Source organism: Streptomyces sp. NPDC046465 (assembly GCF_040646035.1).
Lineage (GTDB): Bacteria > Actinomycetota > Actinomycetes > Streptomycetales > Streptomycetaceae > Streptomyces.
Window position 1 is genome coordinate 59,538 of record NZ_JBEYZK010000002.1, and the last position, 23,409, is coordinate 82,946.

The 23,409-nt window shown below is 70.6% G+C and carries 20 protein-coding genes; 9 read left to right on the top strand and 11 right to left on the bottom strand.

All coding sequences use genetic code 11. The features are described 5' to 3' along the window. Window positions 1-213 precede the first annotated feature (213 nt). From ABZ953_RS03195 to ABZ953_RS03205, 3 genes are all read right to left on the bottom strand, one after another. The gene (locus ABZ953_RS03195; RefSeq protein WP_030788646.1) at window positions 214-417 is read right to left on the bottom strand and encodes a cold-shock protein; all 204 of its coding nucleotides are present in this window, start codon (window positions 415-417) and stop codon (window positions 214-216) included. Between the two features lie 317 nt (window positions 418-734). Beyond that, window positions 735-1,034, bottom strand: coding sequence for a MerR family transcriptional regulator (locus ABZ953_RS03200; RefSeq protein WP_361717014.1), 300 nt, complete (start codon window positions 1,032-1,034; stop codon window positions 735-737). A 225-nt stretch (window positions 1,035-1,259) separates the two neighbouring features. Then, a complete protein-coding gene (locus ABZ953_RS03205; protein ID WP_361715865.1) occupies window positions 1,260-2,111 on the bottom strand; it encodes a serine protease in 852 nt (283 codons plus the stop codon). A gap of 204 nt (window positions 2,112-2,315) precedes the next feature. On the opposite strand from ABZ953_RS03205, the gene ABZ953_RS03210 reads away from it, so the two are divergent. Beyond that, window positions 2,316-3,527 carry a pyridoxal phosphate-dependent aminotransferase gene (locus ABZ953_RS03210; RefSeq protein ID WP_361715868.1) on the top strand — a complete coding sequence of 404 codons (1,212 nt, stop codon included), beginning with the start codon at window positions 2,316-2,318 and terminating at the stop codon, window positions 3,525-3,527. 117 nt (window positions 3,528-3,644) lie between these two features. Beyond that, window positions 3,645-4,055: a hypothetical protein gene (locus ABZ953_RS03215; protein WP_361715871.1), complete on the top strand. Its 411-nt coding sequence runs from the start codon at window positions 3,645-3,647 to the stop codon at window positions 4,053-4,055. A gap of 103 nt (window positions 4,056-4,158) precedes the next feature. Here the strand turns inward: ABZ953_RS03215 and ABZ953_RS03220 are convergent, their stop codons facing one another. Both ABZ953_RS03220 and ABZ953_RS03225 read right to left on the bottom strand, forming a co-directional pair. Beyond that, a complete protein-coding gene (locus tag ABZ953_RS03220; RefSeq protein ID WP_361715874.1) occupies window positions 4,159-5,874 on the bottom strand; it encodes an Ig-like domain repeat protein in 1,716 nt (571 codons plus the stop codon). 194 nt (window positions 5,875-6,068) lie between these two features. Then, window positions 6,069-7,913, bottom strand: a complete 1,845-nt coding sequence (locus ABZ953_RS03225) for a phosphoenolpyruvate carboxykinase (GTP) (protein WP_361715877.1) — start codon at window positions 7,911-7,913, stop codon at window positions 6,069-6,071. Between the two features lie 331 nt (window positions 7,914-8,244). Between ABZ953_RS03225 and ABZ953_RS03230 the strand changes: the two genes are divergently transcribed. The 4 genes from ABZ953_RS03230 (at window position 8,245) to ABZ953_RS03245 (ending at window position 12,125) form a co-directional block, all read left to right on the top strand. Beyond that, window positions 8,245-8,961: a hemolysin III family protein gene (locus ABZ953_RS03230; protein ID WP_361715880.1), complete on the top strand. Its 717-nt coding sequence runs from the start codon at window positions 8,245-8,247 to the stop codon at window positions 8,959-8,961. Between the two features lie 136 nt (window positions 8,962-9,097). Beyond that, the gene (locus tag ABZ953_RS03235) at window positions 9,098-10,663 is read left to right on the top strand and encodes an MFS transporter (protein ID WP_361715883.1); all 1,566 of its coding nucleotides are present in this window, start codon (window positions 9,098-9,100) and stop codon (window positions 10,661-10,663) included. Continuing rightward, window positions 10,660-11,331, top strand: a complete 672-nt coding sequence (locus ABZ953_RS03240; protein WP_361715886.1) for a TetR family transcriptional regulator — start codon at window positions 10,660-10,662, stop codon at window positions 11,329-11,331. The genes ABZ953_RS03235 and ABZ953_RS03240 overlap by 4 nt, the downstream gene beginning before the upstream one ends. Window positions 11,332-11,360: 29 nt before the next feature. Next, window positions 11,361-12,125, top strand: coding sequence for a Mut7-C RNAse domain-containing protein (locus ABZ953_RS03245; protein WP_361715889.1), 765 nt, complete (start codon window positions 11,361-11,363; stop codon window positions 12,123-12,125). Here ABZ953_RS03245 and ABZ953_RS03250 read toward each other — a convergent pair. Together ABZ953_RS03250 and ABZ953_RS03255 are read right to left on the bottom strand one after the other, a co-directional pair. After that, a complete protein-coding gene (locus ABZ953_RS03250) occupies window positions 12,086-12,541 on the bottom strand; it encodes a nuclear transport factor 2 family protein (RefSeq protein ID WP_361715892.1) in 456 nt (151 codons plus the stop codon). The two genes, ABZ953_RS03245 and ABZ953_RS03250, sit on opposite strands and share 40 nt — an antisense overlap. A gap of 177 nt (window positions 12,542-12,718) precedes the next feature. Continuing rightward, window positions 12,719-14,737: a thioredoxin domain-containing protein gene (locus ABZ953_RS03255; RefSeq protein ID WP_361715895.1), complete on the bottom strand. Its 2,019-nt coding sequence runs from the start codon at window positions 14,735-14,737 to the stop codon at window positions 12,719-12,721. Between the two features lie 176 nt (window positions 14,738-14,913). Between ABZ953_RS03255 and ABZ953_RS03260 the strand changes: the two genes are divergently transcribed. Next, window positions 14,914-18,162, top strand: coding sequence for a tetratricopeptide repeat protein (locus ABZ953_RS03260; RefSeq protein WP_361715898.1), 3,249 nt, complete (start codon window positions 14,914-14,916; stop codon window positions 18,160-18,162). Between the two features lie 725 nt (window positions 18,163-18,887). Here ABZ953_RS03260 and ABZ953_RS03265 read toward each other — a convergent pair. Both ABZ953_RS03265 and mca read right to left on the bottom strand, forming a co-directional pair. Continuing rightward, the gene (locus tag ABZ953_RS03265; RefSeq protein WP_361715901.1) at window positions 18,888-19,136 is read right to left on the bottom strand and encodes a hypothetical protein; all 249 of its coding nucleotides are present in this window, start codon (window positions 19,134-19,136) and stop codon (window positions 18,888-18,890) included. Beyond that, window positions 19,129-20,010 carry a mycothiol conjugate amidase Mca gene (mca, locus tag ABZ953_RS03270; RefSeq protein ID WP_361715904.1) on the bottom strand — a complete coding sequence of 294 codons (882 nt, stop codon included), beginning with the start codon at window positions 20,008-20,010 and terminating at the stop codon, window positions 19,129-19,131. Before mca ends, ABZ953_RS03265 begins: the two co-directional genes overlap by 8 nt. Before the next feature lie 115 nt (window positions 20,011-20,125). Between mca and ABZ953_RS03275 the strand changes: the two genes are divergently transcribed. Beyond that, window positions 20,126-20,557, top strand: a complete 432-nt coding sequence (locus ABZ953_RS03275) for a DUF4307 domain-containing protein (protein WP_361715907.1) — start codon at window positions 20,126-20,128, stop codon at window positions 20,555-20,557. Window positions 20,558-20,755: 198 nt separating this feature from the next. After that, a complete protein-coding gene (greA, locus tag ABZ953_RS03280; protein WP_361715910.1) occupies window positions 20,756-21,253 on the top strand; it encodes a transcription elongation factor GreA in 498 nt (165 codons plus the stop codon). A gap of 72 nt (window positions 21,254-21,325) precedes the next feature. Here greA and ABZ953_RS03285 read toward each other — a convergent pair whose 3' ends face one another. Then, the gene (locus ABZ953_RS03285) at window positions 21,326-22,183 is read right to left on the bottom strand and encodes an ABC transporter permease (RefSeq protein ID WP_361715913.1); all 858 of its coding nucleotides are present in this window, start codon (window positions 22,181-22,183) and stop codon (window positions 21,326-21,328) included. Continuing rightward, window positions 22,180-23,214, bottom strand: a complete 1,035-nt coding sequence (locus ABZ953_RS03290) for an ATP-binding cassette domain-containing protein (RefSeq protein ID WP_361715916.1) — start codon at window positions 23,212-23,214, stop codon at window positions 22,180-22,182. The genes ABZ953_RS03285 and ABZ953_RS03290 overlap by 4 nt, the downstream gene beginning before the upstream one ends. Window positions 23,215-23,409 lie beyond the last annotated feature (195 nt).

The following is a 23,409-nucleotide window of genomic DNA, read 5'->3' on the forward strand; positions in this document are numbered from 1 at the left end:
TCGAGGAATTCTGACCGGCACCGACCGGTGCCGAGAATCGCAGGAACGGCCGGAAAAATGAAACACATTCCCAGCGGGCGCGGAATTATGCCGCGGCGGCCGGTGAAAAGCGGGGAAACATGAAACGTCTGCGTCATGTCCCGAAAACACAACGAGCTGGGGCCCGCACCCAAGGTGCGGGCCCCAGCTACGTAGTACGCGTGAGCGTCAGCGTCAGGCGGGAACGATGTTCTCGGCCTGCGGGCCCTTCTGGCCCTGCGTGACGTCGAAGGTCACCTTCTGGCCCTCCTGCAGCTCACGGAAGCCCTGGGTGGCGATGTTCGAGTAGTGAGCGAAGACGTCGGCGCCGCCGCCCTCCTGCTCGATGAAGCCGAAGCCCTTTTCCGCGTTGAACCACTTCACGGTGCCAGTAGCCATGTCATATCTCCTTCGGGGCAGTGCCCGGGAGCCCGCACTGTGCGCACTCCACGTCGCCGCGATGATTACCCCGTCCGGAAATGACCGGCAATACAAAGTGCCCCCGTCGGCACATAAAGCCAACCGGAGCACTTGGAGTCTCTGGGAACCACAACTGCAACTGAAATCGACAGTAGCACGCCATCGGCGCGAGCGCCCGTCTTTCCATAACGCGTCGCTGCCCCGCGAATAACCCGTCGCGCGCACCACCCGAAATTCTGCATTTGCCGTCATAGGTATACGGAGGCACGGGGCGCAGCGTTTCGTGTCCGACGGCCTCAGGACGGCGCCGCTCCCTTGTCCTCGGGGCCGCGCTCCTCGTCCCCGGGGACGCGGCGCAGGGCGTCGTTGAGGCGGAGTGCCTCTTCGAGCTGGTCCTCCAGGATGACGATGCGGCAGGCCGATTCGACCGGGGTGCCCTGGTCGACGAGTTCCCGTGCGCGCGCGGCGATGCGCAGTTGATAGCGGGAGTAGCGGCGGTGGCCGCCCTCGGAGCGCAGCGGCGTGATCAGCCGGGCGTCGCCGACCGCCCGGAGGAAGGCGGGCGTGGCACCGATCAGCTCGGCGGCCCGGCCCATCGTGTAGGCGGGGTAGTCGTCGTCATCGAGGCGCTCGGGGCCGTGCGAGGAGGTCACCGGAAGAACGCTACCAACGGGACATGCGCATGTCTGCTTCGGCCGTGACAGATATCCGCCACATCCGGGCCGGGGCCGACACCACGAGGTGCCGCCCCGGCCCGGAGCGAGGCGCCGCCCCCCGGCCGGGATGCGAGACGGGATACGGGAGGAGATACGGGAGAAGAGCTACTTCACGCCGGACGGCTTGGGCAGCTCACAGCCCGCGCGGCTCAGGTCGATCTTGTTGCCCGCGCCGACGCACGGCACGATCCAGTAGGTCTGCTGCGCGTAGTTGATCCCTTCGCGCACCGTGACCTTGCCGTTCTCGTCGACCTCGCACGGGTTGTTGTCCGTGCACCGCTCACCGCTCTCGTTGCCGGTGTTGTTGACGGCGACGACCTTGCCGGTCGCGTCGTCGATCACCGGGGAGCCCGAGGTGCCGCCGATCGTCTGGCAGGCGGGGGTGTAGCGGACCGAGTCCTTCCAGGTCCAGTTCCCCTCCTTGAGGCGGTACGCGAAGCCGTCGACGTTGCACTTGTAGAGCTTCTTCCAGTACCCGGAGGCGACGGTGATCGCCCGCCCCTGCTGGGGCCGCGCCGCGTTCAGCTCCAGCGCCTTGATCCCGTACCGGCTCTCGATGTCGCTGTACGTGCTGGTGAGCTGGTACAGCGAGATGTCCGTGTCGGTCATCGTGCCGTACGCGACCTTGCTGGCCTTGACCTTCCCCGCGTTGCCGCCGGAGGCGTTGAGCAGGGTGAAGCTGCGCGTCGAGGGCTTGTTGACGACGACTTCGCCGGGCCCGGGGAAGCCGCTCTCCAGGCAGTGCCCGTTGGACAGGACGAGCGCCGGGTCGCCGGGCTTCGAGTTGGGCACGCGGACCACGGAGCCGGAGCAGTTGCTGAGCGCCACCGTGCCCGCGAAGTTGACGGCCTGGGCCTTCGGCTTCGCGGGTCGTTCGTTGCTGACGGCCGCCGCGGGTGCCGCCGTCGCTCCGAGAAGGAGAACGGCGAAGCACGCACCGACGAGAGGCTTCTTCATGTGGGGGTCCCCTCTGATGATGACTATGTGACCGGAGTTCTTACGGTTTTGTCATGCGCATTGTTGAGGTCTCCGGCCGTCAGGACAAGACCACAAACGGACACAACTGACCGCTGACAGAACATCCCCTCGCACTCCCCCGGCGTCCCCCTTGTGTCCCAAAACACGGAGCGGCCCGTCCGACCCGGCCGTAAGCTCGCGGACATGCAGGTCATCCAGTCGACGAAGCTCTCCAACGTCTGTTACGAGATCCGGGGCCCGGTGCTCGAGGAGGCGATGCGGCTGGAGGCGGCCGGGCACCGCATCCTCAAGCTGAACACCGGCAACCCCGCCGCCTTCGGCTTCGAGTGCCCGCCCGAGATCCTGGAGGACGTCCTCCGCAACGTCGGCACCGCCCACGGCTACGGCGACGCGAAGGGCCTCCTCGCCGCCCGCCGCGCGGTCGTCATGCACAACCAGACCCTGGGCATCGAGACCGACGTCGAGCACGTCTTCATCGGCAACGGCGTCTCCGAGCTCATCGTGATGGCCATGCAGGGCCTGCTCGACGACGGCGACGAGGTCCTCGTACCGGCGCCGGACTATCCGCTGTGGACGGCCGCGATCTCGCTCTCCGGCGGCACCGCCGTGCACTACCGCTGCGACGAGCAGGCCGACTGGATGCCGGACCTCGCCGACATCGAGCGCAAGGTCACCGACCGCACCAAGGCGCTCGTGATCATCAACCCGAACAACCCGACCGGCGCCGTCTACAGCGACGAGATGCTGCGCGGGCTCACGGACATCGCGCGCCGCCACAACCTGCTCGTCTGCTCGGACGAGATCTACGACAAGATCCTCTACGACGGCGCGACGCACACCGCGACCGCCGCCATCGCCCCCGACCTCCTCACCCTCACCTTCAACGGCATGTCGAAGGCGTACCGCGTGGCGGGCTACCGCGTCGGCTGGATGTCGATCTCAGGCCCCAAGGCGCACGCCTCCTCGTACATCGAGGGCCTGACGATCCTCGCCAACATGCGCCTGTGCGCCAACATGCCGGGCCAGCACGGTGTCGTCGCGGCGCTCAGCGGGCGGCAGACGATCAACGACCTGGTGCTGCCGGGCGGACGCCTGCTCGAACAGCGCGACACCGCGTACGACCTGCTGACGCAGATCCCCGGCGTGAGCTGCGTGAAGCCGAAGGGGTCGCTCTACCTCTTCCCGCGGCTCGACCCGAAGGTCTTCAAGATCAAGGACGACCGGCAGATGGTCCTCGACCTGCTGCGCGCCGAGAAGATCATGGTCGTGCACGGCACGGGCTTCAACTGGCCGGAGCCCGATCACTTCCGCGTCGTGACACTCCCGGCCGCGACGGATCTCGCGGAGGCGGTCACGCGGATCGGGACCTTCCTGGACGGCTACAGCCAGCCGTGACGGACCTCTCCAGGACCCGCCCCCGGACCCGCTCCCGGGCCCATCCTTGGCCTCGACTCAACTTTAGACAGAATCTAAGCTAGGATGGCTTTCAAGCAACCGTCTGGAGGCCATCCCGTGTACGAGCCGATCCGCACCAAGTCGGTCCACTCGATGGCCGACGACGCCGGCTATCCCCACCGCTCCCGCGAGGAGGAGCTGGACATCCAGCTCGCCGGACACCTCGCGGCCCTGCTCGCCCTCACCGACGAGCTGCGCGCCCTGGCCCCGTCCGCCGACCTCGACGACGCCGCCGAGCAGCTGTCGCAGCAGGTGGCACGGCTGCGCGGTGGCGTGCGCCCGCCGCGTTCCGCCGTCGCGGCCGCCGTACACGAACCGCACCTCGCCGCCCTGCACCAGCGCGCCCACGCCCTCGCGGGCCGCGCCCTGGTCGTGGCGGCGTCCCGCGCCGACACCGCGGCGGCGATCCTGGCCGCGGGGCGCATGGACGCCCACGCGGACGCCACGCGCCTGGTCGGCGCCTCCTGATCGGCCCCGGTCCGCGGCCGGTGAGGCCACGGACCGGGTGCCACCAACGGCGAACGGCACTGGGGGTGCGCGTCCCGCCGCCGGTGCTCTGCGGTACCTGCCGCTAGCCGGTGATCTTCACCGTGGCGCGGGCGGACGAGCCCTCGTGCAGGGCGTCGCCCTCGTAACTCACCGCGTACACCGTCCGGCCCTTCTTGCCGGGCAGGTCCTTGACCTTGAAGGTGCCGTCGGCCGCGACCCGCGCCGACGTGAGCTCTCCCGTCGCGCCGAGCTTGTCGGTGCGGGTCACCTTCAGCTCGATCCCGGACGGCAGCGCGCGGCCCTGCCCGGTGAGTCTGCCGGTGATCTCGACGCCGCCCGCGCGGGTCGCCTCGGCGGGCGCGGTCAGCTCGACGGCCGTAGCGGCCTTGGCCACGTCCACCGTGACCGTGACGTCCTCGGCCGGGCGGTGCGTCACATCGCCGAGGAAGCGCAGCGTGTACGTCGCCTCGCCGAGCCGGTCCGGCACGTCGAGCACGGTGAAGCTGCCGTCCGCCGCGACCTTGGCGGCCGCCACCTCGGTCGTGCCGTCGGCGTCCTTGCGGACGGCGGCGACCTTCACGGGCTCGGCGGGCGCGGGCCCGTCGAGCTCCAACGTGCCGCGGATGCCGAGGGGTTCACCGACGGCGGGCTTCGACGGCGTGGTGGTGAGGGCGCCGGTGAAGCGGGAGTCGTGCTGAGCCGCCGGGGGCTGGATGATGTGCAGCCAGTACTCGTTGCCGAAGGCGTTGGTGGTGACCGCGAACAGCCGCTGGCCGTCCTTGGACCAGTCGAGGCCACGCGGCACGACGCGGTTGCCGTCTAGCGTGCCCTCGAAGGCGAACTCGAACGGCGTCGTGCCGTCCGCCGGATCGGCGGGCTGGACGAGGAGGTCGGCGGTGCTCCCGGAGGCAGCGGCGCCGCGCGCCACATACTTCCCGTCGCCGCTGAACGCCACCGCGGAGGCCTTGGCCCCCTCCGGCAGCGCCTGGTAAGGCGTATCAGTGTCCGAGAGGTCCCCCGCGTTCAGCAGCCTGGTGCCGTACGCGGCGTCCGCGACCGCCACCCGCTTGCCGTCGGCGCTGACCGCCAGGTCCCTCAGTTGCAGCGCGCCCTTGCCCTCGCTGTCGGCGAAGCGGCGTACGGCGTCGCGTACGGGATTGTCGCCCTCGGTGCTGAAGGAGGCCAGGAACGGGTTGGCGTCGCCGGGGCCGGCCTCCTGCCCCATGAAGAACCGGTTGGCGCCGTCGGGAGCGGCCTCCAGGTTGAGCCTGCCCTTGGCGTTCCAGCCCGTCCGGGCGTGCGCGCCGCCGACGAGGCCGTCCAGGTTGCTCTGCGCCGCGGGACAGTCGGAGATGTAGTCGGTGGACTGCGACGTCCACCACACCTTGCTGCCCGTGACGGCGACCTCGCGGCCGCAGGTCTCTTCGTACGCGCCGGTGGCGGCGGTCAGCTTGAACGTCGTGGTGTCGTACGCCGCGACCCTGGTGCGCTCTCCGGCGTACAGCGTGGCGCTGTCCGCGCTGAGCGCCAGGCCCGACACCCTGCTCGTCGTGGTCCAGGAGGTGAGCTTGTGCCCCTGGAAGTCGTAGACCGCGATGACGCCGGGGTTGGTGTAGCTGCCCCGGTAGTTGTCCGAGACGAAGACCCGCTCGTGCGCCGAGTCGACGGCGATCGCCGAGTACGAGGAGATCGGCAGCTTCGCCACCTCGTCCGACGGAGTGGCGGCGTGCGCGGCGGGTGTCCCGAGGGCGACCAGTCCGGCCGACCCCAAGACCACCGCGAGCGCGGTTCCCGTCACGCGTCTTAAGCGATGAGACTTCTTCAACTTGGCCCCCCACACCCTGTGTTGACTGCCCGGAGTGATCACCGGGCCACCTTGTGGGGCCATTGAAGCATGTGAGGGGCATGTGAAGGCAACGTACGCAAGGTGTGGATGTACGCGGATGGGCCCCGCACGCCGTCGTGCGGGGCCCATCCGGAATGTGCGGCAGATCAGCCGAGACGCTGCACCAGCGCGCGGTACTCGTCCCACAGCTCCTTGGGCGTGTGGTCGCCGAAGGTGTTGAGGTGCTCGGGGACCAGCGAGGCCTCCTCGCGCCAGACCTCCTTGTCGACCGTGAGCAGGAACTCCAGGTCGTCCTTGGCCAGGTCGAGGCCCTCGGTGTCCAGGGAGTCGACCGTCGGCAGGATGCCGATGGGCGTCTCGACGCCCTCCGCCCTGCCGTCGAGGCGGTCGACGATCCACTTCAGGACGCGGGAGTTCTCACCGAAGCCGGGCCACACGAACTTGCCGTCGGCGTTCTTCCGGAACCAGTTGACGTAGTAGATCTTCGGCAGCTTGGACTGGTCGGGCTTGTCCGCGCCGACCTTCACCCAGTGCGCCATGTAGTCGCCCATGTTGTAGCCGCAGAACGGCAGCATGGCGAAGGGGTCGCGGCGCAGCTCGCCGACCTTGCCCTCGGCGGCGGCGGTCTTCTCGCTCGCCACGTTCGCGCCGAGGAAGACGCCGTGCTGCCAGTCGAAGGACTCGGTCACCAGCGGCACGGCCGAGGCGCGACGGCCACCGAAGAGGATCGCCGAGATCGGCACGCCCTTGGGGTCCTCCCACTCGGGCGCGATGATCGGGCACTGCGAGGCGGGCGTGGTGAAGCGGGCGTTCGGGTGGGCGGCCGGGACACCTGATTCCGGCGTCCAGTCGTTGCCCTTCCAGTCGGTGAGGTGGGCGGGAGTCTCCTCCGTCATACCCTCCCACCAGACGTCGCCGTCGTCGGTCAGCGCGACATTGGTGAAGACCGAGTTGCCCCACAGGGTCTTCATGGCGTTGGCGTTGGTGTGCTCGCCGGTGCCGGGCGCGACGCCGAAGAAACCGGCCTCGGGGTTGATCGCGTAGAGGCGGCCGTCCTCGCCGAACCGCATCCAGGCGATGTCGTCACCGATGGTCTCGACGGTCCAGCCGCGGACGGTCGGCTCCAGCATGGCGAGGTTGGTCTTGCCGCAGGCGCTCGGGAACGCGGCGGCGACGTACTTGCTCTCGCCCTTCGGCGGCGTGAGCTTGAGGATGAGCATGTGCTCGGCCAGCCAGCCCTCGTCGCGCGCCATGACGGAGGCGATGCGCAGGGCGTAGCACTTCTTGCCGAGCAGGGCGTTGCCGCCGTAGCCCGAACCGTACGACCAGATCTCGCGGTCCTCGGGGAAGTGCGAGATGTACTTGGTGGAGTTGCAGGGCCACGGGACGTCGGCCTCGCCCGCTTCGAGCGGGGCGCCGAGCGTGTGGACGGCCTTCACGAAGAAGCCGTCCTCGCCGAGCTCGTCCAGGACCGCCTGACCCATGCGGGTCATGGTGCGCATGGAGACGGCGACGTACGCGGAGTCGGTGATCTCCACACCGATGGCGGACAGCGGTGAGCCGACCGGGCCCATGCAGAAGGGCACGACGTACATGGTGCGGCCGCGCATGGAGCCGCGGAAGACACCACCCTGGCCGTCGGAGCCCTGGAAGATGGCCCGCATCTCGGCGGGGGCCTTCCAGTGGTTGGTCGGACCCGCGTCCTCTTCCTTCTCGGAGCAGATGAAGGTGCGGTCCTCGACGCGCGCGACGTCGGTCGGATCGGAGGCCGCGTAGTACGAGTTCGGACGCAGAGTGGGGTCGAGCTTCTTGAACGTGCCCTTGGCGACGAGCTCCTCGCACAGGCGCTCGTACTCGGCCTCCGAGCCGTCGCACCAGACCACCCGGTCCGGCTGCGTCAGTTCGGCGATCTCGGTGACCCAGGAGGCCAGCTCCTGGTGGTTGGTCGGGGCAGTGCCCAAGGACAGGGGAGCCGCGATGTCGCGCGCCACGATTGCTCCTAATCGAGGGGTTTTCAGGATGTATGCCCCGTGGGGGCTGCGACCCGGACGCTTCACGTGAACTTCCCTTGGCGCTCATCCGGTGCCGACCGCACTCATTTGATCATCCGACTCGTTCGCGCATCTGTCCAGAGGGCTTCACACTTGAGCGGCGTGAGCATCGCCACTTGAGTGGGTACGGGTGCGAGGGCGCGGATCCGTCCTCTTGTAGGGCGGAACAGGCCATTTGCCGCCCGCCGCCACCCGGCCCCGGCCGCCCCCCGCTCCGCCCGACTCGCCCGGCTGATGTGCGACTTACGGGCCCGTAGGTACGATTCGGCTCATGACCGCGTCTGTCCCCGAAGCGAGCCCGCAGCCCGCGGGCGAGCCGTCACTCGTTCCGCCCCCGGAAGCCATGCCGCTTCCCGTGAAGCCGAAGATGCGCGGCTGGCTGCACGCCGGCATGTTCCCCGCGGTGGTGATCGCCGGCCTGGTGCTCACCGCACTCGCGGACTCCCCGCGCGGCCGCCTCGCCTGCGGCATCTTCGCCCTGAGCTCCTGCCTGCTGTTCGGCGTGAGCGCGCTCTACCACCGGGGCAACTGGAGCCCCAGAGCCGACGGCATCCTGCGCAGGCTCGACCACTCCAACATCTTCCTCATCATCGCGGGCACCTACACCCCGCTGACGCTCCTGCTGCTCCCCGAGGCGACGGGACAGTGGCTGCTCTGGGGCATCTGGGGTGCGGCCCTGGCGGGCATCGCCTTCCGTGTCTTCTGGGTCGGCGCCCCCCGCTGGCTCTACACCCCGTGCTACATCGCGATGGGCTGGGCCGCGGTGTTCTTCCTGCCGGACTTCATGCGGACGGGCGGCATCGCGGTCCTCGTCCTGGTCGTCGTCGGCGGCCTGCTCTACAGCGCGGGCGGCGTGATCTACGGCATCAAGCGCCCCAACCCCTCCCCCCGCTTCTTCGGCTTCCACGAGGTCTTCCACTCTCTGACGCTGGCCGCGTTCGCGGTGCACTACGTGGGCATCTCGCTGGTGGCGTACCAGCACGGCTGACCCCTCTCCCCCCTTTACCTCAGTGGCCGCGGCTCCCCAGCCGCGGCCACTTTTCGTGCGCCCAGCGTGCGCCCGCCGACGGACGACCGCTCGCACATATTGACTATGACTATCTTTTGCGAGTTACTTTCATTTCATGGTTACTGTCACTGACTCGACCGCTACCACCGCCGCGCGGCAGGACCCCCGACGGTGGTGGGCGCTGGGCGCCCTGGTCGCGAGCATGCTCGTGCTCGGCTTCGACATGACGATCCTCAACGTCGCGCTGCCGACGATGGCCGGACAACTGGGCGCGAGCACCGGCGAACAGCAGTGGATGGCGGACGCGTACGTCGTCGTCTTTGCCGCGCTGATGCTCCCGGCCGGACTCCTCGGCGACCGCTTCGGGCGGCGCAGGATGCTGATGACCGGGCTCGCCGTCTTCATGCTCGGCTCGCTCCTCGGGACCCTCGCCGACGACGTCACGCTCGTCGTCGTGGCCCGTGCCGTCATGGGCGTGGGCGGCGCCCTGGTCATGCCGCTCGCGATGGCCGTACTGCCCGCGCTCTTCGGGCCCGGCGAACGGACCAAGGCCATCGGCATCGTCTCCGCCGCCTCCGCCCTCGGCGCACCGCTCGGGCCGATCGTCGGCGGCTGGCTCCTCGACCACTTCTGGTGGGGCTCGATCTTCCTGATCAACGTCCCCATGGTCGCGATCGGCCTCACGGCCTGCGCCTTCCTGCTGCCCGAGACCCGCGACCCCGCCTCCCCCAGCGTCGACACCGTCTCCACCGCCCTGACCGCGGCCGGTCTCGGGGCGCTGATCTACGCGATCATCGAGGCCCCCGGCCTCGGCTGGGGCGACCCGCTGGTCCTCGGCGTACTCGCGGGCTCCGCCGCCCTGCTCACCGCGCTCGTCCTGCGCGAACGCCGGATGCCGCGCCCCATGCTCGACATGACGCTGCTGCGCGACCGCGGCTTCTTCCTGAACACGATGGCGGCGACGCTCGTCATGTTCGTCCTGTCCGGCCTGCTGTTCGTGCTGCCGCAGTACCTCCAGGCCGTCCTCGGCAACGACGCGTTCGGCACCGGAGTGCGGCTGCTGCCGATGATGGGCGGACTCCTGATCGCCGCGAAGGGCGCCGAGCCCGTCGTACGGCGGCTCGGCCCGCGCGCCGTGATCAGCGGCGGCCTCGTCGTCCTCGCCTTCGCCGCAGCCCTCGGCAGCCGCACGACCGTCGACAGCGGCTACGGCTTCACCGCACTGTGGCTCTCGGTGGCCGGTCTCGGCTTCGGCTTCGCCGTCGTGCCCGCCATGGACGGCGCACTCGGCGCCCTGCCCGTGGAGCGCGCGGGCGCCGGCTCCGGTCTGCTCATGACCGTGCGTCAGGTGGGCAGCGCCGTCGGGATCGCGCTGCTCGGCTCGCTCCTCGCGTCGGCCTACACAGACCGCCTGGACACCGACGGGCTGCCGGGCCCCTCGGCGGGCATCGCGCAGGACTCGGTGGTCGCCGCCCACACCGTCGCCGAACGGCTCGGCGCACCGGCACTCACCGACTCCGCCGACGCCGCGTACCTGCACGGCATGGGCCTCGTCCTGCTGATCAGCGCGACCGCCGCCCTGCTGACCGCGCTCCTGGTCGCCGCGCTGCTGCCGAAACCCGCCGAGGAGCGGGTAGGGACCCCGGACGTGGGCGGGCCCCCGGCCGATGCCCGACAATGAGGGGCATGACGGCCGCCCGAACCCCCACCGCCGAGACCCCCGGGACCGCCCCCCGCATGGGGCTGCGCGAGCGCAAGAAGCTCAAGACCCGGCTCGCCATCCGGAACGCGACGTACCGGCTCATCCGGGAACAGGGGTACGAGGCGACGACGGTCGAGCAGATCGCGGAGGCGGCGGAGGTCTCCCCGTCCACCGTCTTCCGCTACTTCCCGACCAAGGAGGACATCGTCCTCACCGACGAGTACGACCCGCTCCTGGAGAACGAGTTGCGGGAGCGGCCCGCCGACGAGCCGATCGTGGAGTCCCTGCGGCACGTCATGCGGCGGGCGGTGGGCGCCGGTTTCGCGGAGGAACCGGAGGTGTCGCGGCTGCGCACGAAGCTGATGACCGAAGTGCCCGCCGTGCGCTCGCGGATGATGGAGAGCATGTCGGTCACCGGCGGCATCCTCTGCCGCGTCCTCGCGGAACGCACCGGGCGCGACCCCGGCGACCTGGAGGTGCGGGCGTTCTCCATGAGCCTGATCGGCGCGCTCACCGAGACCGCCGCGTACTGGGCGGAGCACGACCACGAGGACGACCTGCCCACCCTCGTGGACCGGACGCTCGACATGCTGATCAGCGGGTACGGGGAATACGGGGGATACAGGGGAGCGGAAAATCCCCGCTGACCCCCCTCCCGCCATGCCATCCTGACGGCATGAACGGTCCGGAGATCCTCATCAGTTTCGCCCCCGAGCTGGGGATTTTCGTCCCGCACGAGCGAAGGGGCGGGCCCACCACGGCCGTCACGGACGGCGCGTCCACGCTCGGGCACGTCGTCGAGTCGCTCGGCGTCCCGCTGACGGAGGCCGGCGCGCTCGTGGTGGACGGCCGTGAGGTCGCCGCCGCACACGTCCCCGCGGCGGGCGAGACCGTCACCGTGCACGCCGTCACCCGCCCCCAGCCGGTCCCCGGCGCCCCGCTCCGCTTCCTCCTCGACGTCCATCTCGGCACGCTGGCCCGGCGCCTGCGGCTGCTCGGCGTCGACACGGCGTACGAGAGCACGGACATCGGCGACCCGGCGCTCGCCACCCGCTCGGCGGCCGAGCGGCGCGTCCTGCTCAGCCGCGACCGGGGGCTGCTGAGGCGCCGCGAACTGTGGGCAGGCGCGTACGTCTACAGCGACCGCCCCGACGACCAACTCCGCGACGTCCTCGGCCGCTTCGCCCCCGAGCTGCGCCCCTGGACCCGCTGCGGAGCCTGCAACGGAACCCTCCGTCCGGCCACGAAGGAGGAGGTGACCGACCGTCTGGAGGGCGGCACCCGGGGCACGTACGACGTCTTCGCCCAGTGCGAGGCCTGCGCCCGCGTGTACTGGCGGGGCGCCCACCACGACCGGCTCGACGGCATCGTGGAGCGGGCGATGGCGGAGTTCGGCGGCCCCTACGCCGCGGCGGCCGCACCCTCCGACTCGAACGCCTGAGCCACCGCCAGGCTGTCCTCGTAGACGTGGTGGCGGGTGACGAGCCCGCCCTCGACCGTCAGGTGCAGGGCGAACCTGGCCCGATAGGCGCGTCCGGTGGACCGGGCCGTCTGGCGGATCTCGCCGAGCACCACGGCGTCGGCGCCGTCGACGAGGATGCGCTCGACCTCCGTCGCCACCTGCTCCGGCACGTGGTGCTCGGCGAGCTCGCGGTAGTGCGCGGCCGCGTCGGCCCGGGTGGTGCGGTGCCGGATCCACGGCGTGGCCGCCCTGCCGTGCTCGGACTCCGGCCAGTCCAGCTTCCAGTCGCCCCGCTCGGCATACAGCTCGGCGATGCGCTCGGGGTCGCCCTCGCCGATCCGCCGCAGCAGTTCCTCGATGACGGTACGGGTGTGCTCAGGTGCGGCGGTGGACATGGCTGGCCTCTCGGTCCGGCCCGCGTCCGGGCGGCGCGGGGAGAACGGCAGTCTCTCCGGGGCGGGCCGGGCGGGCGATTACCCCGCAGGTAATCGCCCGGAACCCTCTTCCGTGGCTGGCCCTTTCCGTAACGGCTGGCTCTTTCCGTAACGGCTGGCTCTTTCCGTAACGGCTGGCTAGGAGAGCAGCCCCGCGAGCACCGCCGGGTCCGTGGTGGGCGCGTCGCAGACGAAGTTGCGGCAGACGTACGCCGCCGGGCGCCCCTCGACCTGGGGCCGGTCGGCGAGCAGCGGAAGCTCGTCGCCGCCCTCCGGGCCCGCCGCGACCACCGCTCCCGGCGCGGTGCCCAGCAGCGCCGTGCGGTGCAGGTCCCCGAGGACCTCGCCGACGACCGCCACCTCGCGGGGCCCGTCAAGCGCCGCCTCCGCGGCCGCGAGACCGTGACCGATGAAGCGCGGTACGCGGGGGCCGAGCGCCTTGACGATGCCGAGCGCCCGCTCCGCCGCGGTGCGGTGCGGCTCGGCGCCCGTGTGGGCCGCGTACGAGAGGAGCGCGTCCGCGGCCGCGGTCCACCCGGAGGGCGCCGCGTTGTCCGTGGGGTCCTGCGGGCGGCGGATGAGCTCTTCCGCGTCGGCCGCCGTGTCGTACAGCGCCCCGCTCTCCGCGTCGACGAACTGCGCGAGGACGTGGTCCAGGAGGAAACCGGCGAACTCCAGCCACACGCCCTCGCCGGTCACCGACGCCAGCACGAGGAAGCCCTCGGCGACGTCGGCGTAGTCCTCGAGGACACCCGCGTTGGCGCCCGCCTGCCCGTCCTTGGAGGTACGGGCGAGCCGCGCGCGGTCGTCCATGTGGAGCCGTACGAGGAGGTCGCCCGCGCCCACGGCGGCCGCGATCAGGTCCGGCCGGTCGAAGTAGGCGCCGACCTCGGCGAGCGCGGCGATCGCGAGGCCGTTCCACGCGGCGACCACCTTGTCGTCACGCCCCGGCGCGGGCCGCTCGGCGCGGGCCGCGAGGAGCCGCTCCCGCACGGAGGACAGCCGCGCGGCATCCGCCAACGGCCCCTCCGCCTGCGGAAGTTGCAGAACAGAGGCCCCCTTCTCGAAGGTCCCCTCCTCCGTCACGCCGAAGCAGCTCATCGCCAACTCCGCGTCGGCCTCCCCCAGGACCTCCCGCAACTCCCGCGCCGTCCACACGTAATACGCGCCCTCGACGTGCTCCCCCGTCGCCGGGTCCGCACTGTCGGCATCGAGCGCGGAGGCGAAACCGCCTTCACCGGTGCGCAGTTCACGGACCATGAAATCGGCGGTCTCCAGAGCGACCCGACGCGCCAGCTCGGAGCCGGTGGTCCGCCAGAGGTGGGCGTAGGCGCGGCACAGGAGGGCGTTGTCGTACAGCATTTTCTCGAAGTGGGGCACCACCCACTCGCGGTCGACGGAGTAGCGCGCGAAGCCGCCGCCGAGCTGGTCGTAGATGCCGCCGCGGGCCATCCGCTCGCAGGTGTCGGCGGCCATCTGCAGCGCGCCCTCGGCGCCCGTGCGGGCGTAGTGCCGCAGCAGGAACTCGATCGTCATGGACGGCGGGAACTTGGGCGCGCCGCCGAAGCCGCCGTACGTCGCGTCGTAGTCGCGGGTCAGGCCGAGCAGCGCCTGGGCGAGCTCGTCCTCGCCGGGCCGCTCGGCACTGTTGTGGGTGAGCTGCCGCTCGCCGAGGTCACGCACGATCTTGCCCGCGACCTCGGCGACCTCGCCGCGCCGGTCCGTCCACGCCCGGTGCACGCCGTCGAGAACCTGCGCGAAGGACGGCATGCCGTGCCGCGGCTCGGGCGGGAAGTACGTACCGAAGTAGAAGGGCTCGGCGTCGGCGGTGAGAAAGACGGTCATGGGCCAGCCGCCCTGCCCCGTCGCGGCCTGCACGGCCTCCATGTAGACGGCGTCGACGTCGGGCCGCTCCTCGCGGTCGACCTTGATGTTCACGAACTTCTCGTTCATGAGCGCGGCGGTCGCGTCGTCCTCGAAGGACTCGTGCGCCATGACGTGGCACCAGTGGCACGCGGAGTAGCCGACCGAGAGCAGGACGGGCACATCGCGCCGCCGCGCCTCCTCGAAAGCCTCCGCCGACCAGGGCCACCAGTCGACCGGATTGTCAGCGTGCTGAAGCAGATAAGGCGAGGTCACGCCAGCCAGCCGATTCATGCGCCCCAGCCTCTCACAGGGCCCCTCCCAGCCGTGGAGGCCGCACGGGCTCGGCTCGCCCGGCCGGCGCAATCCGGGGACGGCGCCCCGTGATCAGTGGACACCCTCGCGCCCGCGCCCCGTACGCAGGACACTTGTGACCGCAGGCGACTGTTGCTTTCGGAGGGGGGACCCATATGCGGGACAGCCATCGGGCCGAGGCCGAGCGGCTGTTGGGGCGGGCCGTGGAGGAGGAGGTCCGGCGTTCCGGCGGGCGTGTCGACGGGGGCGTGCTGCTCTCGCGGGCGCGCGGTGCGCTGGACGCCATGGCGCTGACGGCGGCCGAGGAGTACGCGTCGTACACCGGGGCGCTCGACGAGGCGGACGCCGGGCGGCTCAGTTTCGGGCAGCGTTATGCGAAGGAGGGGGCCGGAACTCCGTTGCTGGTGGCGGTGGTTGCGGCCGTCGCGGCCGGGTTCTCCGACCTGTCGTTCGGTACGAGCGTCGGCACCGCCCTCGGCACCGGCGCGGTCGTCGCCGTGGCCGGTGCGGCGGCGACCGTCGTGAAGGTGACGGCCTCCCACGTGCCCGCGGCCAGCCGCCGCGCGGGTGAGCTCAGCAGGCCGGGCGGCCCCGAGCAGCTTCGGCTGCAGTGGCTGACCGCGCTGGAGGTGCGCGGCATCCGGCCCTTCCTCGACCAGCAGCGCGTCCTCGCCGCGTCGACGGGCACGCACGCGACGAAGAAGGCCGCACCCCAGCTGCGCGGCACGGACAAGAGTGCGGCGGCGCGCCGGCGCAACGTGCTGCAGCAGTCCTTCGGCCAACTCGCGGAGACCGCCGCCCCGTTCGTGGGCCGCCGGACCGAGCTGGGGCGGATCGCCCAGTGGGTGCACGCGGCGCGCGCCAGCACCGACACCCGGCCCACGGTCGTCGTGCTACACGGCGTGCCGGGTTCGGGGCGCACCTCGCTCGCGGTGCGGGCCGCGCACGATCTGCGGGACCAGTTCCGCGGCGCGTGCGTGGTGGACCTGCGCGGCGACGCCCCCGAGGACACCCCGCTGTCCACACGCGACGCCCTGCTCCACCTCCTGAACCGGCTGGGCGCCCCGCGCGAACAGCTGCTGTTCCGGGAGCGTTCCTCGCAGGAGCAGCAGGTCAAGCGGCTCAGCGAGCTCTACCACCAGTATCTGACGGGCCTTCCGGTGACGATCGTGCTCGACGACGCCAGCGACATCGAGCAGGTCCGTACGCTGATACCGGAGCGTTCGGACAGCCTCGTCCTGATCACCGCGAGGGAGCCGCTCGAACTGCCCGACGACCTGCCCGCCTGGGTGCACCCGCTGCCGGTCGAGGCGCTGGACGAGGCGGCGGCGGAGCAGCTCCTGAGGGAGTCCGCCGAGGATCTCTCCGGGCCCTACGACGCCGAAGCGGGCGACGAGGTACGGGAGTTGTGCGGCGGGCTGCCGCTGGCCCTGCGGGCCGCGGGCTCCTCGCTCGGCCCGCGGACGCCGCGCAGGCTGGCCGCCGACCTGTCGGCGTACGGGCCCGCCGAGAAGGTCGGTCCGGTCGAGCGCGTCTTGTGGCTGCGCTACTCCGACCAGTCCGAACCGGCCCGGCGGCTGCTGCGCCGGCTCGCGCTGGCCGGGCGCGCGTCGCTGGGCACGGCCGCCGCGGCGGCACTGCTCGGCACCGACGAGCAGGAGGCGGCCCGGCAGCTGACCGCGCTCTCCCGGGCCGGTCTGGTCGATCTGCCCCGCCCCCGCGCGGGCAGCGACGCGCCGTCCCCGGCCAGCCGCTACCGCCTGCACGACCTCGTGCGCGCCTTCGCGCGGACCCGTCTCCTCGACGAGGAGGAGCCCGCCGAGCGCACCGCCGCGCAGGAGCGCCTCATCGCCAGCTACGGCGAGCTCGCCGACACGGTGATCCGTCTGGTCGACGGCAAGACGTCCACGCGCGCGGACCAGTTCGGGCAGCACGGTTTCGCCTCCCTCGACGCGGCGCTGCGCTGGCTGGACGACGAGTCGACGTTCATCACCGCGGCCTTGCGGTACGCGGAGGGCGTCGACCAGCGGGCCGTGCTCAACCTTCTGGGCGCCCTGTGCGACTACTGCCTGCTCCGCGGTGACCTCTACCGTCTCGGCGAGATCAACGAGCTCACCCAGGCCATCGACCAGGGTCTGCTCGGCCGCAGCGTGCAGTGGCGTACGGGTATCGCGGCCCGGCAGCTCGGCGAGCTCGACCAGTCGCGTACGACGCTGAACTCCGTCGTGGACCTGTACTTCGAGGCCCACCAGGACGCGGCGGCCGCCCGTGCGCTCGGCTCCCTCGGCATCACCCTGCACCACCAGGGCAATCTGACGGAGGCCGCGGCCCGCCTCACCGAGGCGCTTGAGCTACAGACGGCCGACGAGCTGGCGGGCGACCGCGCGTGGACGCTGCACGCGCTCGCGGCCGTGGAGCGGGACCGCGCCCACCTGGCGCACGCGCTCGACATGCTCCGGACGGCGCTCGCTCTGCACCGTACGAGCGGCTCGGTGCACGGCGAGGCCTGGACGCACTTCCAGCTCGGTCAGCTCTGCCTGCGCATGGGCGACGTAGCGCGGGCGGAGGGCGAGCTGCGGGACGCCCTCGAACTGTACGGCCGCACCCACGACGCGCGCGGCGAGGCCTGGGCCCTCACGCAGTTGGCCCGGGCCCGCCTCGTGGACGGCGATCCGTCGCCCGCGGTCGACGGCATGCGTCAGGCGGTGTCCCGGCACCGCGACAACGACGACGCACGCGGCGAGGCCTGGTCGCTGTACTACCTGGGCCAGGCCCTCGAGGAGACCGGCGACCTCGACCAGGCGGTGCGGGAGCTGGAGCGGGCCCGCACGATGTTCTCCCGGATGCGGGACGTGTACGGCCTTGCGTGCGCCCGGCACCACTCGGCGCGCGTGACCCGCGACCAGCGCGCCGCCCAGACGGGCTCGCTGCGCAACTCCGGTTTCGCCCGGCAGCTCCTGGTGGACGCCCGTGCCGACTTCCAGCGCATCGGTGTCGCGCACGGCGAGGCCTGGACCTGTCTGGAACTGGTGGTCGTGGACGCGGGCAACACCCGTGCCCAGCAGGCGCTCGCGCTGTGCGACGAGGCGATCGGCCTGTTCACCTCGTACGGCGACCGGCGCGGTGAGGACTGGGCCCGCTTCCTGCGCTGCACCCTGCTGCCGTACGCCTCACCGGGCGGCTGGGAGATCGGTACGGCCGTCGCGCAGGAGGAGCTGAGCCGGCTCGCCCGCGCCGACCACCCGACCCGCGACGGCAAGCTCGCCGACTACGTCCAGGCGTACGGCCTGCTTCTGGAGCGGGGGGCCGAGCTGGAGACGGGCTGGCAGGCCTGGCGCCTCGGCATGGTGCCGAGCCGTCATGCGCGGGAGGTGATGGGGGTGGATGTGCCCCAGCCGCAGTGAGGCGGCGCGGGGCAGGGGCACAGTGCCGGGGCAGGGGGCAGTGCGGCGGCGGGGGGCAGTGCGGCGGCGGGGGCGCAGTGCGGCCGCGGGGGCAGAGGGCTCGGCCGGTCGGCCATGGGCGCCGACACATTCCCGCGGCACCGGCACCCATGGGTTGGACAGCACCGCCCGGGGAGGGGAGCTGAACGCGGGCGGCACGCCCTGTCTCCACACTCCTCTTCGCGCGGGCTCCTGACCGGAACTACGGTGCGCAATTCCTCTACGCCAGGAGGCTGGTGTCAGTCTCCGGTGTCCGTTTTCGGACAGGAAACCCGCAGAACGCCCAGGCGGCATTCCCACCGGTGCCGCCGTCGCTCTACCCTCACGTAGAGAGGGATGGAGCGCTGCCGCCTTGAGGGCCCGCGCCCACCCCGAACCACGGCTCCCAGACCCCGGGTCGCGCACGGTTTCGTACCAGGACATGCCCGCGCCTGCTGGAGCCGCATCGCCGACGACCCGGCTCCAGCCGCCGTTCTCCGAACGCGCGGCCAGGAAACTCCCGCTTCCTGCCGGCCCAGGAGGACACCCGCGCGAGGAGGCGTCGGAGGGGAGCCCGCCGCCTCGCGCGCCCGACGGTCGCCGCCGCACCCATGAGCGGCGGCGGCCGTCACCCACGGCGGTGGGTGACGGACCCAGGCGGTGGGTGACGGACCCAGGCGGTGGGCGACGGACCCGACCCGGCGGAACTAGCGCTGCTCTCCGGAAGCGGGCTTCTCGGGGTCACCGGCGGCCGCGCCGACCGGCTCCTTCTCCGGATCCTTGAAGTCGACCTTGCGCATGTGCTTGTTCATCGACTTCATCAGGCCCCAGACGGCCAGTGCCATCACCGCGAAGACGATGAAGCCCAGGACGCCGGGAGTCACCTTGTCGTCGTCGACCTCCTTGGCAAGAGGGACGAGATGCGTCATTGCCAGATGTGCGTTCACGCTAGGCATTGTCGCGGATGCCCGCAAAGAGGTCGTCCTCGGGGAGGGAAGTATCGACGAGCGACTTCGCGAGCTCGTACTCCTCCGTGGGCCAGACCTCCTTCTGGATCTCCATGGGCACCCGGAACCAGCCGCCCTCGGGGTCGATCTGCGTGGCGTGCGCGATCAGCGCCTTGTCACGGATCTCGTAGAAGTCGGCGCACGGCACGTGCGTGGTCAGGGTGCGCTCGACCCGCTCGAACTCGTCCCAGCGCTTGAGCCAGTCCCCGTACGGCGACTCCATGCCGCGGTCGAGCATCGCGTGGTGCAGAGCCTCGGTGCGCGGCCGGTTGAAGCCCTGGTTGTAGTAGAGCTTCTGGGGCTGGAAGACCGGGCCGAACTCGCTCTCAGGGTACTTCTCGGCGTCGGCCGCACCGTCGAAGGCCACCATCGAGATCTTGTGGGTCATGATGTGGTCGGGGTGCGGATACCCGCCGTTCTCGTCGTAGGTCGTGATGACCTGCGGGCGGAAGGAGCGGATCTGCCGGACCAGTTCGCCGGCCGCCTTGTCGACGTCCTCGAGGGCGAAACAGCCCTCGGGCAGCGGCGGCAGCGGGTCGCCCTCGGGCAGGCCGGAGTCGACGAAGCCGAGCCAGTCCTGCTTGACGCCGAGGATGGCACGCGCCTCGTCCATCTCCTTCCTGCGCACCTCGTGGATGTTCTCCTGAATGTAGGTGTCACCCTGGAGCTTGGGATTGAGGATGTCGCCGCGCTCGCCACCCGTGCAGGTCACGACGTGCACGTCCACCCCCTCGGACACGTACTTGGCCATGGTGGCCGCGCCCTTGCTCGACTCGTCGTCGGGGTGGGCGTGCACGGCCATCAGTCGCAGCTGCTCAGTCAAGACTCGATCCTCAAGTTTTTGGGCGCCCTCGGTCATCCGGCGCAACACGCGGCTTCTATAGTGACGGAACCGGGGGGCGGAAAATTCCGGCATCCCCTGTTCCTGGAGGACGATCATGGCGGCGGCGAGCTCGAAGCTCCCCGAGGGACGTCCCGGCGGCCTCCCCGAGGGTCGGTACGGCCGCTCGCGCACGGCCGACGAAGCGGCCGACCGCAAGCTGAAGATCATCGGTGCGGTGCTCGGCGTGCTGCTGCTCGGCATGGTCGGCTGGTTCGGCTACGACTACATCGACGGTACGAAGGTCAGCGGCGAGGTCATCAAGTTCGACGTCGTGTCGGATCACGCCGTCGAGGCCCATCTGGAAGTGCGCAAGGACTCCGACGCGCGCGGCTACTGCACCCTGCGCTCGCAGGCCGAGTCCGGTGCCGAGGTGGGCCGCGCGGACTTCCGCTTCGACCAGCGCACGGACCGGATCGACCAGACCGTCACGCTGCGCACGACGGGGAAGGCCACCAACGTCGAGCTGCTGGGCTGCCACTCCGACTGAGCTGCCATCCGACCGCGTTGCCACTCCGACTGGGTCGATCGGCTTTACCGCGTTCACCTGCGTTGACGCAAATCTGACGGCTTATGTCCTCCCCCTGGGGCCCCTGAATTGTTAGGCTCGTGGTTTCGCCCACCCGTGAAGGAACATCCTTCTGGGTAGGGCGATGCTTTGTATTCCCAGTACCTACGAGGAGCACCTGTGACCCAGACCAGCGAAAACGTCACCTGGCTGACCCAGGAGGCGTACAACCAGCTCAAGGCCGAGCTGGAGTACCTGTCTGGTCCCGCGCGCACCGAGATCGCGGCGAAGATCGCGGCAGCGCGTGAGGAGGGCGACCTGCGCGAGAACGGCGGGTACCACGCGGCCAAGGAGGAGCAGGGCAAGCAGGAGCTCCGCGTGCGCCAGCTGACCCAGCTCCTGGAGACCGCGCGGGTCGGCGAGGCGCCCGCCGACGACGGTGTCGTGGAGCCGGGCATGGTCGTCACCATCGCCTTCGACGGCGACGAGGACGACACCACGACGTTCCTGCTCGCCTCCCGTGAGTACGCGAGCGGCGACATCGAGACGTACTCGCCGCAGTCCCCGCTGGGCACGGGCGTGCACGGCAAGAAGATCGGTGAGAACGCGGAGTACGAGCTGCCGAACGGCAAGCTCGCCTCCGTGAAGATCCTCCAGGCCAAGCCGTACAAGGCCTAGCGCGCTCTTCGAGCTCCACACATGGCTCCATACATGGCAGGGCCCCCGGCACCGTGAGTGCCGGGGGCCCTGTCATGCCGCCGCCGAGCGGTACTTGCGCACCGCGAGGGTCCGGAAGACCACGAGGATGATCACGGACCAGATCAGCGACGCCCACACCGGGTGCTGCATGGGCCAGGCGTCCGGGGTCTTGAAGCCGGGCGGCAGATTGCCGAAGAGCTCCCGGCAGGCCTGGACCGTGGTGCTGAACGGGTTCCACTCGGCGATGTGCCGGAAGAACGTCGGCAGTTTGTTGGAGTCCACGAAGGCGTTCGAGATGAACGTCAGTGGAAACAGCCAGATCAGGCCACCCGAGGTCGCCGCCTCCGGCGTACGGACCGAGAGGCCGATCAACGCGCCGATCCATGAGAAGGCGTAGCCGAGCAGGAGCAGCAGGCCGAATCCGGCGAGGACCTTGCCGAAGTTCTCATGGGTGCGCCAGCCGATGAGGAGCGCGACCATGGCGAGCACGACCAGCGTCAGGGCCGTCTGCACCAGGTCGGCCACGGTGCGGCCGGTGAGGACCGCGCCCCGGGCCATGGGCAGGGAGCGGAAGCGGTCGATGAGGCCCTTGTGCATGTCGTCGGCGATCCCCGCGCCCGCGCCGGCGGTGGCGAAGGTGACGGTCTGCGCGAAGATGCCCGCCATCAGGAAGTTGCGGTAGTCCTGCGAGGACAGGGAGCCGCCGACCTGGATGGAGCCGCCGAAGACGTACGTGAAGAGGATCACGAACATCACCGGCTGGATGAGGCCGAACAGGACCATCTCGGGAATCCGGCTCATGCGGATCAGGTTCCGCCGGGCGATGACCAGGGAGTCCCTGACGGACTGGCCGATGCCGCCGGAGGGCCTGGGGCCCGCCGTGGGCACGGTGTCGGTGGCGGTGCTCATTGGTCGGCCTCCTCCTTGCGCTGGGGACCCTGGGGACGCTGGGGACGCCGGGGATCGGTCTCGGCGCTCTCGCCGTTGCCCTCGGCCTGCTGTTCGGCGACATGGCCCGTGAGGGAGATGAAGACGTCGTCGAGGGTCGGGCGGCGCAGGCCGATGTCGTCGATCTCGATGCCGCGGGTGTCCAGTTCGCGGATGACCTCCGCGAGCAGCTTGGCGCCGCCGGTGACCGGGACGGTCAGCTTGCGGGTGTGCCGGGCGACGGCGACCTCGCCCTTGCCGAAGCCGCGCAGCACCTCGGCGGCGGCGGCGATGTGGTCGGGGTCGTGCACGACGACCTCGACGCGCTCGCCGCCGGTCTGGGCCTTGAGCTGGTCGGAGGTGCCGCGCGCGATGACGCGGCCGTGGTCGACGACGCAGATGTCGTGCGCCAGGTGGTCGGCCTCTTCGAGGTACTGGGTGGTCAGGAGCAGGGTGGTGCCGCCCGCGACGAGCTCCTGGATGACTTCCCACAGCTGCTGGCGGTTGCGCGGGTCGAGGCCGGTGGTCGGCTCGTCCATGAACATCACCGGCGGGGAGACGACCAGCGCGGCGGCGAGGTCGAGGCGGCGGCGCATACCGCCCGAGTACGTCTTGGAGGGGCGGTCGGCGGCGTCGGCGAGGTGGAACCGGTCGAGCAGCTCGGCCGCCCGGACCTTGGCCTCCTTGGCCTTCATCTGATAGAGCTGGCCGACCATCTGCAGGTTCTCACGGCCTGTCAGATACTCGTCCACGGCGGCGAATTGGCCGGAGAGGCCGATCGAGCGCCGCACCTCGTTGGGGTGCTTGAGGACGTCGACGCCCGCGACGACCGCCTTGCCGCTGTCCGGCGTGAGCAGTGTCGTCAGGCAGCGGACCGCCGTCGTCTTGCCCGCGCCGTTCGGCCCGAGGAGGCCGAGCACGGTTCCTTCCGGGACATCGAGATCGACGCCGTCCAGAGCCCTTACGTCACCGAAGGTCTTCACCAGGCCTTCGGCGTAGATGGCGCCTGGCATGTGGTTTCTCCCGTGGTGTGGGTGACTTTCTACGTGTGGGTGACTTTCTACGGACGAGCTTAGATTTTCCGGACTTCGCTCGCCCGGCGAACGGGTGACACGAGACACACCATAACGCGATACATCGCGTCGGCTCAGCTGTTTTTCGAAAGACGAACCAGAATCCGGGTAACCCCTACGGGCTCGTCCGGTCTG

What these genes read in the sequence shown, in the direction of transcription:
- ABZ953_RS03195 (WP_030788646.1), bottom strand. Translation starts at nt 417, where the DNA reads ATGGCTACTGGCACCGTGAAGTGGTTCAACGCGGAAAAGGGCTTCGGC.
- ABZ953_RS03200 (WP_361717014.1), bottom strand. Translation starts at nt 1,034, where the DNA reads ATGGGCCGGGCCGCCGAGCTGATCGGTGCCACGCCCGCCTTCCTCCGG.
- ABZ953_RS03205 (WP_361715865.1), bottom strand. Translation starts at nt 2,111, where the DNA reads ATGAAGAAGCCTCTCGTCGGTGCGTGCTTCGCCGTTCTCCTTCTCGGA.
- ABZ953_RS03210 (WP_361715868.1), top strand. Translation starts at nt 2,316, where the DNA reads ATGCAGGTCATCCAGTCGACGAAGCTCTCCAACGTCTGTTACGAGATC.
- ABZ953_RS03230 (WP_361715880.1), top strand. Translation starts at nt 8,245, where the DNA reads ATGACCGCGTCTGTCCCCGAAGCGAGCCCGCAGCCCGCGGGCGAGCCG.
- ABZ953_RS03235 (WP_361715883.1), top strand. Translation starts at nt 9,098, where the DNA reads ATGGTTACTGTCACTGACTCGACCGCTACCACCGCCGCGCGGCAGGAC.
- ABZ953_RS03240 (WP_361715886.1), top strand. Translation starts at nt 10,660, where the DNA reads ATGAGGGGCATGACGGCCGCCCGAACCCCCACCGCCGAGACCCCCGGG.
- ABZ953_RS03245 (WP_361715889.1), top strand. Translation starts at nt 11,361, where the DNA reads ATGAACGGTCCGGAGATCCTCATCAGTTTCGCCCCCGAGCTGGGGATT.
- ABZ953_RS03250 (WP_361715892.1), bottom strand. Translation starts at nt 12,541, where the DNA reads ATGTCCACCGCCGCACCTGAGCACACCCGTACCGTCATCGAGGAACTG.
- ABZ953_RS03255 (WP_361715895.1), bottom strand. Translation starts at nt 14,737, where the DNA reads ATGAATCGGCTGGCTGGCGTGACCTCGCCTTATCTGCTTCAGCACGCT.
- ABZ953_RS03260 (WP_361715898.1), top strand. Translation starts at nt 14,914, where the DNA reads ATGCGGGACAGCCATCGGGCCGAGGCCGAGCGGCTGTTGGGGCGGGCC.
- ABZ953_RS03265 (WP_361715901.1), bottom strand. Translation starts at nt 19,136, where the DNA reads ATGCCTAGCGTGAACGCACATCTGGCAATGACGCATCTCGTCCCTCTT.
- ABZ953_RS03275 (WP_361715907.1), top strand. Translation starts at nt 20,126, where the DNA reads ATGGCGGCGGCGAGCTCGAAGCTCCCCGAGGGACGTCCCGGCGGCCTC.
- ABZ953_RS03285 (WP_361715913.1), bottom strand. Translation starts at nt 22,183, where the DNA reads ATGAGCACCGCCACCGACACCGTGCCCACGGCGGGCCCCAGGCCCTCC.
- ABZ953_RS03290 (WP_361715916.1), bottom strand. Translation starts at nt 23,214, where the DNA reads ATGCCAGGCGCCATCTACGCCGAAGGCCTGGTGAAGACCTTCGGTGAC.